General features: G+C 50.6%; 12 protein-coding genes. All 12 read right to left on the bottom strand.

Annotated elements, in window-relative coordinates:
• Positions 1–3: 3 nt before the first annotated feature.
• From AC0YNW_RS04120 to AC0YNW_RS04065, 12 genes are read right to left on the bottom strand one after another with little or no spacing between them, the layout of a single operon-like run.
• Complete coding sequence (locus AC0YNW_RS04120; RefSeq protein WP_475830851.1) at positions 4–465, bottom strand: chemotaxis protein CheW; 462 nt, start codon at positions 463–465, stop codon at positions 4–6.
• Positions 466–478: 13 nt separating this feature from the next.
• On the bottom strand, positions 479–2,536 hold the full coding sequence (locus tag AC0YNW_RS04115; protein WP_475830850.1) for a chemotaxis protein CheA: 2,058 nt from the start codon (positions 2,534–2,536) through the stop codon (positions 479–481).
• Between the two features lie 43 nt (positions 2,537–2,579).
• A complete protein-coding gene (locus tag AC0YNW_RS04110) occupies positions 2,580–3,869 on the bottom strand; it encodes a protein-glutamate methylesterase/protein-glutamine glutaminase (protein ID WP_475830849.1) in 1,290 nt (429 codons plus the stop codon).
• A gap of 26 nt (positions 3,870–3,895) precedes the next feature.
• Positions 3,896–4,765, bottom strand: a complete 870-nt coding sequence (locus AC0YNW_RS04105; protein WP_475830848.1) for a MinD/ParA family protein — start codon at positions 4,763–4,765, stop codon at positions 3,896–3,898.
• Positions 4,758–5,972, bottom strand: coding sequence for a flagellar biosynthesis protein FlhF (flhF, locus tag AC0YNW_RS04100; protein ID WP_475830847.1), 1,215 nt, complete (start codon positions 5,970–5,972; stop codon positions 4,758–4,760). The genes AC0YNW_RS04105 and flhF overlap by 8 nt, the downstream gene beginning before the upstream one ends.
• Positions 5,969–7,999 (bottom strand): flagellar biosynthesis protein FlhA, encoded by a 2,031-nt coding sequence (flhA, locus tag AC0YNW_RS04095; RefSeq protein ID WP_475830846.1) that lies wholly within the window; start codon positions 7,997–7,999, stop codon positions 5,969–5,971. Before flhA ends, flhF begins: the two co-directional genes overlap by 4 nt.
• Before the next feature lie 44 nt (positions 8,000–8,043).
• A complete protein-coding gene (gene flhB / locus AC0YNW_RS04090; protein ID WP_475830845.1) occupies positions 8,044–9,129 on the bottom strand; it encodes a flagellar biosynthesis protein FlhB in 1,086 nt (361 codons plus the stop codon).
• 12 nt (positions 9,130–9,141) lie between these two features.
• Entirely contained in the window at positions 9,142–9,939 is a 798-nt protein-coding gene (fliR, locus tag AC0YNW_RS04085; RefSeq protein ID WP_475830844.1) for a flagellar biosynthetic protein FliR, read from the bottom strand.
• Positions 9,940–9,950: 11 nt separating this feature from the next.
• Positions 9,951–10,220, bottom strand: coding sequence for a flagellar biosynthesis protein FliQ (gene fliQ, locus AC0YNW_RS04080; protein WP_120106685.1), 270 nt, complete (start codon positions 10,218–10,220; stop codon positions 9,951–9,953).
• A 21-nt stretch (positions 10,221–10,241) separates the two neighbouring features.
• On the bottom strand, positions 10,242–10,997 hold the full coding sequence (gene fliP, locus AC0YNW_RS04075) for a flagellar type III secretion system pore protein FliP (RefSeq protein WP_475830843.1): 756 nt from the start codon (positions 10,995–10,997) through the stop codon (positions 10,242–10,244).
• Positions 10,987–11,619, bottom strand: a complete 633-nt coding sequence (locus AC0YNW_RS04070; RefSeq protein WP_475830842.1) for a flagellar biosynthetic protein FliO — start codon at positions 11,617–11,619, stop codon at positions 10,987–10,989. The genes fliP and AC0YNW_RS04070 overlap by 11 nt, the downstream gene beginning before the upstream one ends.
• Before the next feature lie 26 nt (positions 11,620–11,645).
• Positions 11,646–12,008, bottom strand: coding sequence for a response regulator (locus AC0YNW_RS04065; RefSeq protein ID WP_475830841.1), 363 nt, complete (start codon positions 12,006–12,008; stop codon positions 11,646–11,648).
• Positions 12,009–12,028 lie beyond the last annotated feature (20 nt).

Genomic DNA, 12,028 nt, shown 5'->3' with positions numbered 1-12,028 from the left:
AGGTTATACCTCAAGCTGCTCAAGCTGAATAATCTCGTTTTTGTTGAGCACTTCCGAAAGGTTCAGCATAATAAGCAAGCGTCCTTCCCCCAGCTTGGCAATCCCGCGAAGATACTTCGCTTTGATGCCCCCGACAATCTCCGGCGGTGAATCGATCGTATCGGTGTCGATATCGATTACATCGTTGGCCGAGTCTACGATAAAGCCTACTTCCAGGTCTGCAACGGCAACAACAATGATACGGGAGTGCTCAGTATGTTCCGTCTCGGACAAGTTGAACCGGCCTCTAAGGTCGATCACCGGAACGACGATACCACGCAGATTGATGACTCCCTTGATGAAGGTTGCGGTCTTCGGGACGCGAGTAATGGGCGACAATCTCTCGATCGTACGGACTTTGTCGACTTCAATCCCATACTCCTCCTTGCCTAGCGCGAACACGATAACCTTTAATTCTTCTCCCATCGAAAACCCCTCCTTATTTAATCAGTGCATTCGGATCGATAATAAGTGCAACCTGTCCATCACCCAGTATGGTAGCCCCGGATATCGCATGGATTTGAGTCAGGTACTGTCCAAGTGTCTTGAGTACAATCTCGCTTTGGCCGATGAACTCATCTACCATTATCGCTGCCCACTTGTCCCCTTTGCGGATGACGATAATTTCGGTTTCAACCTCTGTTGATTCGTCATAATCCGGCGACTCCAGCACTTTGCTAAGCGATACAAGCGGAATGATCGAATTGCGGAACTGAATCATTTGATTGCCATGAACCTGCAGGATATCGGCCCGCTTCACGATCCCGGTCTCGACGATCGAAGTGAGTGGAATCGCATATTTCTCCGATCCCAGCTTAATGAGCATCGCAGAGATAATCGAAAGTGTCAGCGGTAATTGAACAGAGAATTTGGTGCCTCTGCCAAATGCCGAATCGACGGTTACATTGCCGCCAAGCGATGTGATCTTCGTCTTAACGACATCAAGACCAACTCCGCGGCCCGAGATATCGGAGATTTTATCCGCCGTGCTGAAGCCTGCGGCAAAGATCAGCATATTGATCTCTTCCGAGGTCAGGTTGCGGCCTTGTTCTTCCGTTACGACGCCGTTCTTGATCGCAATCTGGAGCACTTTCTCCTGGTTAATGCCGCTGCCGTCCTCTTCCACTTCAATGAAGACATGGTTGCCGCTATGATAAGCGCGAAGATGGATGGTGCCCGTCTCCGGCTTGCCGGCAGCGATACGGTCAGCAATCGTCTCAATGCCATGGTCGACGGAATTGCGAAGCAAGTGAACAAGCGGATCGCCGATCTCGTCAATGACGGTACGGTCAAGCTCCGTATCTGCGCCTGTTATAACCAGCTCGATCTTTTTGTCCAGCGATTTGGACAAATCCCGAATCATTCTCGGGAATCGGTTGAATACCGAATCAACAGGAACCATCCGCAATTTCAGAACAATGTTTTGCAGGTCGGAGCTGACTCTCGCCATGTGCTCCACCGTCTCCGTCAGATCGTTGCGCTTCACTTCACTCGCAAGCTGCTCCAGACGGACACGGTCAATGAGCAATTCACTGAACAGGTTCATCAGCGTATCCAGACGTTCGATATCGACACGAATTGTTCTGGCTACCGCGCCTCCAGTCGTAGGAGGCGTCTTCTTGACCGGCTCCGATGCTTGCTTCGCGGAGCTTGCCGCAGCTGGCGCTTCCGCTGCCGGTGCAGCGGGTGCTTCCACAGCAGCAGCCGCTGGCGCTGTTGTCAGAGCAGCTAATGATTCAGGATCAAGTGGCGTAACCTGAACCGTCGCGATTTCCGAGATGTTGCCAATTTGCTGGAGCAGCTCTGATTCTTTTAAGGATGAAATGGTAAAGACGGAAAAGGAACGGTCAAACTTCTCTTGCTCCAGGTCCTGTACGGAGGGTTCAGACTTTACGATCTCGCCGTTGCGCTCCAGCAGGTCGAACACCATGTAAGAGCGGACGGCTTTGAGAACACAAGTCTCCTCCAAGGATACTTGGATGAAAAACGGCTGATGGCCGCTCTCCATCGATTGCAGCAGAATGGACGACTGGAATTGGTCCAGGAGTGCCGCATTTGTTGAAATGGATGGTGCAGCTGCCACCGGTGCAGGAGCAGCGGAGCTGCCGCTCTTGTAGTCGCTTTTCAAAATCGTCTGGAGCGAAGCGACAATAGCTGTAACATCGGCTTTTCCCGTGCCGCCCGCCACGATATCTTGAACCATCGCCTCAAGCGCATCGAGCCCCTTGAACAACGTATCAAATATAAAGCTGTCCATCTTCAGCTTGCTGTTGCGCACCAGGTCAAGCACGTTCTCCATCTCATGCGTCAAAGCCGCCAAATCTTCAAATCCCATCGTCGCCGACATGCCTTTCAGCGTATGCGCCGAGCGGAAGATCGATTGCACAATGCTTAAATCATCAGGGTCGCTTTCCAGTTGAAGCAGGTTTTCGTTCAAGGATTGAAGATGATCGTTGGATTCGTCGATAAACATGGACAAATACGCGTTCATATCCATTTCCAAGCACCTCCTGTTAGTATGATCGTAATGGAAACTACTTTTATGTCAAAATTGTGCTGGCAAGCCGTCCGGCAATCGCATGCAAAGGAAGAATATGCTGTGCTGCTCCGCATTCGACGGCTGCTCGCGGCATGCCGTATACGATACAGGTTTCTTCGGATTCTGCAATCGTTGTGGCAGCACCGCCTTCAGCCAGAGCCTTCAGCCCCTTGGCCCCGTCGCTTCCCATACCTGTCATAATGACAGCATGCCGTTCAATCTCTGGGAAGGACAGCAGCGATTCAAACATCACATCTACCGATGGCCGATGGCCGTTGCGCTGCGGTTGATCGGTCAAACGAATGAAGTATCCGGCAGCGTCCTTGCCGAGCTCCATATGCTTCCCGCCGGGAGCAACGTGTACGACACCCGCATTCACCCGCATCCCTTGGTCAGCTTCTACAACGGTTAGAGCACTAAAGCTGTCCAGCCGTTGCGCGAGCGATTTTGTGAATTTGGGCGGCATATGTTGAACGACGAGCACTGGTGCCGGGAAACCGCTTGGCAAGGAACAAATGACCTCATGAAGCGCTCTTGGACCGCCAGTAGATGTACCAATGGCGACAATATGCTTGAACACCCCCGATCCTGACGCATTCCGAGCAGCTTGCTGTTGTGCGGCAGATGACTGCACTGGCGGCTGCTTGGATGGCAATCCGCTGCTAGGAGCTGTCGACCGACTCTCCGGCTTGGCTGTTTTCTCGGCTGGCTTTGGCGCTGCGGACTTCCGCTTCACCTCCGGCAAAGGTTCTGTCTTGACTTTATGTAAAGGGGTTGCCGTTGGAGGAGGCATGTCGGTCGGCTTCGGCCTTGCCTTTACGCGAGGCTCCGGCGTCTGCGCAGCTGTCTCTGGCTTCGGTCTCTCCGGCAGGGTTCCCGTTTTGCTTCGTCTGGCGAATACTGCAATCCGCAGCTTCTCCAGCAGTTGCTCGCCCACTTGATGGATATCGCCTGACTTTGACATCGACGGCTTGCGGATAAAGTCCAGCGCACCGTACTGTAGAGCTTTGATCGTATCGCGTGCATTGTCTTCGCTGATGCCCGACAGCATGATGACCGGCGTCGGAGTCTGCTTCATGATGAGTTGAAGGGCTTCGATACCATTGAGTATCGGCATCTCCAAATCCATTGTGATGACATCCGGCTTATGCTCTGCAGCAGCCGCGACAGCTTCTGCACCGTTGGCAGCTGTCGCAGCGATAACAAACTGCTCATCCTGCTTGATGAGATCGCTGATGATGGTCCGCATGAACGCGGAATCATCGACTACTAGAACGCGATAGGTTGCCAATCGTATCTCACCTCAATTCCAAAGGATTATCTTGAGAGTCTGAACAATTTTGTCAAAAATCCTTTGACGCCGCTTGAATCCCTGCGGGTTAACGGCATGTCCAAAAACGTTTTGGCTATTCGCCCTACTGCAACGGCTGATTCGCACTCCGGATATGCGATCATAAACGGTACTTGCCGTTTCACCGCCTTTGATACAAGCGGGTCGTCTGGAATCATGCCTAGTGATGGAATATCGGAATGGAGAAAGCGGCTGGCGACAAGACTGATTTTTTGTGCAGTCGCTCTTCCTTCCCGTTCATCGGTAGCACGGTTGACGATAAGCTTGAACGCGACACTCTGATCCATGGACTTCACCATTTTGATCAATGCGTACGCGTCTGTCAGGGATGTCGGCTCAGGCGTCGTAACGACAATCGTTTCTTGCGCTGCTGTAATGAATTTGACGGTTTCCTTGGACAAGCCCGCTCCCGTATCGAATAGAATGACGTCGTATTCGCCGTGAAGCTTCTCTACCTCAGCTGCAAATCTGGCAAGCTGATCTTCCGACAATTCCAGCAAGTCCTTGAAGCCCGAGCCTCCTGCGATGTAGTGCAGTCCTTCCGGCCCGGTGGATACAATATCCCAGATCGTCTTCTCTTGCTTCAAGAGATGATAGAGACTGTAAGCCGAGGACTGCCCCATCAGCACATCAATGTTGGCCATCCCGATATCGGCATCGAACAGAAGCACTTTTTTGCCCAGCCTTTGCAGCGCTAAGGCGAAATTCAGGCTAAAGTTTGACTTTCCGACTCCGCCCTTGCCGCTTGTAACCGTAACGACTCTTGTTTCCTTCCGATCCATGCGATGATCTTGCTGTCTGACCATATGTCGCAATGCTTCGGCTTGATCATTCATGTTCAGCGTCTCCAAGCAGCAGGTCTACATAGCTGTCAGCTTTGAACCGCTCGATATCATCGGGCACGTTCTGACCGCTGGCCAGGTGTGTAGGGTACAATCCATTTTTTAGAACCAGATTCATGATGGCTCCGTATACCGTCGTTTCATCAAGCTTCGTAAATAACACTTTTTGAATGCCGAATTTGGAGAATCGCTCGGCGACCGTGGCCATGTCCGTTGTTTTGCCCGTCAGGCTGAGTACAAGCACCGTCTCATTCGGCTCACTGGACTGCAGGAGACTAATGACTTCGGATACGTGAAGCTCACTTCTGAAATTGCGTCCCGCCGTATCCATCAAGATCAAGTCCCGCTCGGACAGAGCCTTATAGGCTTTGGGCAAATCCATCGGAGAAAACACGACCTCCAGCGGCACATTCAAAATATTCGCATACGTTCTAAGCTGATCGACTGCTGCAATCCGGTACGTATCCGAAGTAATAAATCCGACATTTCTGCCCCGCTTAATCGTTTGCTCCGCCGCCAGCTTTGCAATCGTCGTGGTTTTGCCCACTCCTGTGGGACCTACAAAATGCACCACACGCGCTTCTCTGCTAATCTCGGCATTGCTGTATGGCCGAATCCACTCTACCAAAATTCGCTTGGATTCGTTCCAAACCTCTGTGCGGTCGTATACTCGCTCCGCGCTCTGCTCGGATTCACGCAGGGCCTCAATCAGCTTGTCCGACCACTCTTCGTCCAGCTCTTGCTCAAACAATCGTTCTTTCAACGCGATCATCGGTTCGGACAAGGTATGGAGCTCACTTTGGTGACGGGATAGCTTCACCATGTACTCTCGCAAATCTCGAATCTCGTTAATAATAAACTGCTCGCGCTCCATTCGCTTATCCGAGATCGTCGGTTCCGGCTGAGGCTGCGGTGGCTCCATAACCGCCGCAGCCGCTCCAGCACGCTGAGCGGTCTGCAGAATTTGCTCGACGACCGCATTCACTTCCGGTGACGGCTTGCGTTGCGGCAGCTCCCCTTGCTTCGAAGCGCCAGTCTCTACGGCTGCTATCACTTCCATCCGTTTCTTGCGGAACATGCCCATAAATCCGCCGACCTTAATTTCCTTTGTATCCAGAATGACCGCGTCTTTACCAAGATCCGTACGAATCATAGACACTGCTTCGGGGAGAGCATTCACGACGTACCGCTTTACTCTCATAAATTAACCACCCCTACACTCTGAATTTCAATATTCGGCTCTAGCTCGCTATAAGACAATACCGGCACTTCCTGCATGGTTCGTTCGATAATTTGTCTCAAGTACATCCGAATCGTAGGCGAAGCCAGTACGATCGGCTGCTGACCTGATTGGATCTGCCTGCTTACATGCTCGTTAAGCTTCTGATAGATTTGCTGAGTAGATACCGGGTCAAGAGCAATATAGCTTCCCTGATCGGTCTGCTGCACCGACTCTGCAATTCTCTTCTCAAGCTGCGGACCTACCGTAATGACACGCAGTGTGTCTCCACCAGGAGAGAACTGCTGTGTAATTTGGCGAGATAGTGCTTGCCGCACATATTCCGTCAGAATATCGGGGTCCTTCGTATAGTGGCCGTGATCGGCCAGCGTCTCAAAGATGGTGACCAAATCCCGGATCGAGATTTTTTCCTTAAGCAGCTTCGCCAGCACTTTTTGCACATCGCCTATGGTGAGGATGGACGGAATTAACTCGTCGATTAGCGCCGGATACGATTCCTTAACGTTCTCAACCAGCATCTTCGCTTCCTGACGGCCAATCAGCTCATGGGCGTGGCGCTTAATAATCTCGGTAAGATGAGTGGCTACGACAGATGGCGGGTCAACTACGGTGTAACCCGACAGCTCGGCGCGCTCCTTCATCGCTTCGTCGATCCAGATAGCCGGCAATCCGAATGCAGGCTCCATCGTTTCGATTCCTACTACGGAATCATCCTCGAAGCCTGGGCTCATCGCCAGATAGTGATTCAGAAGCAAGTCACCGCGTGCGACTGTGTTCCCTTTAATTTTGATCACATATTCATTCGGCTTAAGCTGAATGTTGTCGCGGATACGTATGACCGGTACAACCAACCCAAGCTCAAGCGCGCACTGCCTGCGGATCATAATAATACGGTCGAGCAAATCGCCGCCCTGTTGCGTATCCGCAAGCGGGATCAAGCCATATCCGAATTCGAATTCAATCGGATCCACTTGAAGCAAGCTGATGACACTTTCGGGACTGCGGACTTCCTCAATCTGCTGCTCTTCCACCAGCATTTCGTCTTGCTCCAGCTGCTTAGCCTGCTTCTTCTGCATGACGTATGCTCCGACAGCCAGAATAATCGCGAATGGCCAGGTGCTTAGAATGCCGATCGGCGTCAAGCCCAGGACAGCGATCGTTCCAGCGGCAATGTAAAGCATTTTTGGATACTTGAATAGTTGAGATGTCAGGTCTTCGGACAAGTTGCCTTCAGATGCGGCACGCGTCACAATCAGACCGGCTGCGGTGGAGATCAGCAGCGCTGGAATTTGGGCGACCAGACCGTCACCAATGGTCAGGATCGAGAACGTCTCCAGTGATTCGCCGAATTCCATTCCGTGCATGGCCATACCGACGATGAAACCGCCGATAAGGTTGATGATCAAAATAATGATGGTCGCAATCGCATCGCCTTTAACGAATTTACTTGCGCCGTCCATCGCTCCGTAGAAATCTGCTTCTCTCTCGATCTTCGAGCGGCGCTCCCGCGCTTGCTGCTCGTTGATCAGGCCGGAGTTCAGGTCCGCGTCGATACTCATCTGCTTGCCGGGCATCGCGTCGAGTGTAAATCTCGCCGCTACCTCGGCTACGCGCTCCGAGCCTTTGGTGATCACGATAAACTGTACAACGACGAGGATAAGGAAGACGATAAAGCCGATAACGACCTCGCCGCCGCCAACCCAACTCCCGAAGGTGGCGATAACCTCGCCCGCTTCAGCATTCTGGAGAATACTTCGGGTTGTCGAGACGCTAAGTGCCAATCGGAATAGTGTTGTGATCAGCAATATTGCCGGAAAGATGGAGAAGTCGAGCGCCTCTCTCGTGTTCATGGCAACAAGCAATATGATCAATGCGATCGAAATATTCAAAATGAGCAGCAAGTCGATGAGGAAGATCGGGATCGGGATAATCATCATGAGTACGATTCCGATAATTCCGAAGATAATGAACAAATCCTTAGCTTTCATGATGTCTTCCTCCTCCCTAGCGTGTGTGAGACCAGGAACCGCAGCTAGCGTCCCTTCATCTTATATACGTAAGCCAATACTTCGGCCACAGCCTGGAACAGGTCTGCCGGAATGACATCCCCGATCTCGGCCCGCTCGTACAGCGCTCTGGCCAGCGGCTTGTTTTCCATCGTAATGACGCCGTTCTCCTTGGCAATCTCTTTGATCCGCAAGGCCACATGATCCATCCCCTTGGCCAATACGGTCGGCGCTTCCATCTTGGAGGCATCATACTTCAAAGCGATGGCAAAGTGTGTCGGGTTCGTAATGACGACGTCGGCTTTCGGGACATCCTGCATCATCCGCTGCAACGCCATTCTGCGCTGTCGCTCGCGAATGCGCCCTTTGATGAGGGGATCGCCCTCGGATTTTTTATATTCATCTTTAATATCTTGCTTGGACATTTTAATGCTTTTTTCATGCTCATACCGTTGATATAGGAAATCTAGAAAGGCCAGCACCGCCATTACGGCACCGATTTGAATACCCAGTTTAATGGTCAGCCCTGCGGTGAATGCAAATATTCGTTCAAGGGGCTGCATCGATAACGATAGCAGCTTGTCCCACTCACGCGTAATAGTGGTGTAGACAAGAATGCCGATAATGCTGACTTTTAATATGCTTTTGAGAAACTCTACCAGGCTGCGCATAGAGAAGATCCGTTTAAAGCCTTCAATCGGATTCAGCTTGCTCAGCTTCAGCTTGAGCGGCTCCCCGGTAAGCAGGAAGCCAAATTGAATGACGTTGCCCACGATGCCGATAACCATAACGATGGAGAATATTGGCAGCAACATCACAAGCAACTGCTTCGTAATACTGAGGAACAGATCCATCACATTTGCCGTAGTCACTTCCATCGTGAGCCAGTGCTCGAACAAGCCGCCGAACAGTCCGTTAATATGCGACTTGTAATAGTTGCCTAGCATGATGAAGGAAGCAAATGAGAATAGAAGAATGAATGCGCCTGGCAGGTCGGAAGACTTCGCGACCTGGCCTTTTTTTCTGGAGTCCTGGCGCTTCTTTGGCGTCGCTTTTTCTGTTTTTTCTTGGTTGAATAGCTGCAGATTCAGCTTCAAGCGATAGTGTCGCACCCATACAGCCCCCTATTGCCCTGCAGGCGGTCCTTGTACGATACCGAACAGCCCTTCAATCGATTGGAACATAATCGTAAACAGCTTGTCGAATAGCATAGCCATACCAGGTATCAGCAAGATTAGAAGAAACAAACCAAGCAATATCTTTAGCGGTATGCCGACAACGAATACGTTGAATTGCGGGGCTGTCTTCGTCAAGAAGCCAAGTCCAACATCCGCTAGAAACATCGCCACAACAAGCGGCGCGGCAATCTGTAGTGCCAACAGGAATGTATTGCTGAACACCCGGATCAGATATTCCGTCAAGCTGCCATTGAGCAGTTGGCCGAACAATTCATTATCCAGCGGCATCCATTGATAGCTGTTCATGAGACCGGACAATAAATAATGATGTCCATTCATCATCAGAAACACGACCAGCATCAGCATGTACTTGAAATTGCCCAGCAGCGGCGCGGACACGCCAGTATGGGGGTCGACGACGTTCGCCATTGCGAAGCCGATCTGCATATCCATAAAGGCACCAGCTGTCTGCACAACCGCAAAAAACAGATAAACGACAAAACCGATCATAAGACCTATTAAAATCTCTCTCAAAACGGCGATGACATACTCAGCTGTGTCCGGTACGATCGTCTGGCTCATGCCATACGACAGGAACACCATAAATGACATAAAAAAGCCGAGGCCAATCTTAAAGGTATTCGGGACGCCTCGCGACGAAAATACCGGAGCTACGACGAAAAACGCAGTAATTCGACAAAAGATTAACAAAAAAATAGGAAAACCTTGTACGATTGCATTCATTCACTCACAACCTAACCGATATAGTGATGAAGATTGTTCAGTATACGGTAAGTGAAATCGACAACCGTATTCAGAATCCACGGTCCAAATACGATAATAGAAATAAAGACAGCTACAATCTTCGGAACAAAAGCGAGCGTCTGCTCCTGGATTTGCGTAGTTGCTTGGAACACGCTTATCATCAAGCCGACAACCAACGCAAGAACGAGCATCGGAGCGCTGGCTTTTAATACCGTATATACAGCTTCGCCCGCCAATCCGATGACAAAGTCAGCACTCATCCTGTTCCCCTCCAGCTTTCATCATGTATTGAAACTGAGCAGCAGCGACTTCACAATTAAATACCAGCCATCTACCAGCACAAATAGCAGCAGCTTAAACGGCAGTGATATCATAATTGGCGGAAGCATCATCATCCCCATCGCCATAAGCGTACTGGCTACGATCATATCAATGACGAGGAAAGGGATAAAGATCATAAAGCCCATCTGGAATGCTGTTTTCAATTCACTGATTGCATAAGCGGGAATGAGTACCGTAAGCGGAATGTCCTCGAAGGACTCAGGCTTTTCCGTTTTCGTATAATTCATAAATAAAAGCAAGTCTTTTTCCCTCGTGTGAGAGAACATAAATTTCTTCATCGGGACAGCAGCCTTCTCAAATGCCACTGTCTGAGAGATTTCGCCCTTCAGGTAAGGCTGTAAGGCCACCTCGTTCACCTGCCCAAACGTCGGAGCCATAATGAACAAAGTAAGAAACAACGCTAATCCAATCAATACTTGATTTGGAGGCATCTGCTGTGTGCCTAATGAAGTACGTACAAATCCAAGTACAACGACTATCCGGGTAAAACTCGTCATAAGCACCATAATGGCTGGCGCGATGCTTAGTACGGTAATGAGCAGCAGAAGCGACAAAGCGCTTGTTCCCGGCTGTTCCCCTTCGCTGCCTCCGATATTAATGGAGATATCGGGCAACGGCTCAGCAAATGCTTGCGTATGTATGAGGAGGGACAGCAGCAGGATAGCCGTAAAAGAAAGCCACCTCTTATTTCTCATGATCCATCAACCGTTCATTCTTGTTTTGGTCTTGCAGCATGTCCTCAAGCTGCTGTTTGCGGTCAGATTGCTTGTTCAGCTTGTTTTGCAACATCTGCTCGAAGGACGAGGAAGAAGAATTCCATTGCTCTTTCCCCGGTTCCGGCTGTGCTGAACGCCGATTCCGCCATTGCTTCACCATACTCGTCAAATCCTTTGGCGACCAGGCTGTGTTCGACTGGTTGTCCAAAGACGCGATAAGCTCGGCAGCTTCTTCAGCATCCACAAGTTTGTCTATTAGCGTAATCTGCTGGCCAACTCCAACGATGTATATCCGGCCGCCGATCTCCACGACCTGGACCGAGCTATTCTGACCAAGTGCTATGCCGCCTAAAGATCGCATCGAGCGATTGGCTCCCCAAAGCTGGTTGCGTCTCGACAGCCACTTGATAACCAGAATGATTAGCGTGATGACGATGGCAAGCGCCACCATAACCCAAACCATATTGCCCAGCAGCTCGCCTGGGCTTGTATTAGCGATATCTATGGGTTGCTCGATATCGGAGTTGCTGCCGCTGGAGCCAGCAGCAGCGATTGTTGGCAAAGTCGCAAGCCCGATGATGGTAAGGATCGCCGCGCGCATTGTTGATTTCCCCATAAGAAACGCCGTTAGCCGAGCGTTTTCTTGATAGCTTCAATTACGCGATCAGCTTGGAAAGGCTTGACGATAAAGTCTTTGGCACCTGCTTGGATGGCGTCAATGACCATCGCTTGTTGTCCCATTGCGGAACACATGATGACTTTAGCGTTGCCGTCCATCTTTTTAATTTCCTTCAGGGCGGAGATTCCGTCCATCTCAGGCATTGTGATATCCATGGTGATCAAGTCTGGTTTCAGTTCCTTGTATTTCTCAATAGCTTGTGCGCCGTCTGGGGCCTCACCTACTACCTCGTAACCATTTTTAGACAAGATATCGCGAATCATCATGCGCATGAAAGCAGCATCATCTACGATAAGAATGCGGTTTGCCATCTTCATTTCCTCCTAGGATG

The organism is Paenibacillus sp. J31R120 (assembly GCF_056269225.1).
The sequence above is the reverse complement of the archived record's forward strand: the minus strand, read 5'-3'. Positions and strand labels throughout refer to the sequence as shown.

Coding starts and splice junctions, on each gene's coding strand:
- AC0YNW_RS04120 (WP_475830851.1), bottom strand. CDS start 465: ATGGGAGAAGAATTAAAGGTTATCGTGTTCGCGCTAGGCAAGGAGGAG.
- AC0YNW_RS04115 (WP_475830850.1), bottom strand. CDS start 2,536: ATGGATATGAACGCGTATTTGTCCATGTTTATCGACGAATCCAACGAT.
- AC0YNW_RS04105 (WP_475830848.1), bottom strand. CDS start 4,765: ATGAATGATCAAGCCGAAGCATTGCGACATATGGTCAGACAGCAAGAT.
- flhF (WP_475830847.1), bottom strand. CDS start 5,972: ATGAGAGTAAAGCGGTACGTCGTGAATGCTCTCCCCGAAGCAGTGTCT.
- flhA (WP_475830846.1), bottom strand. CDS start 7,999: ATGAAAGCTAAGGATTTGTTCATTATCTTCGGAATTATCGGAATCGTA.
- fliR (WP_475830844.1), bottom strand. CDS start 9,939: ATGAATGCAATCGTACAAGGTTTTCCTATTTTTTTGTTAATCTTTTGT.
- fliQ (WP_120106685.1), bottom strand. CDS start 10,220: ATGAGTGCTGACTTTGTCATCGGATTGGCGGGCGAAGCTGTATATACG.
- fliP (WP_475830843.1), bottom strand. CDS start 10,997: ATGAGAAATAAGAGGTGGCTTTCTTTTACGGCTATCCTGCTGCTGTCC.
- AC0YNW_RS04070 (WP_475830842.1), bottom strand. CDS start 11,619: ATGCGCGCGGCGATCCTTACCATCATCGGGCTTGCGACTTTGCCAACA.
- AC0YNW_RS04065 (WP_475830841.1), bottom strand. CDS start 12,008: ATGGCAAACCGCATTCTTATCGTAGATGATGCTGCTTTCATGCGCATG.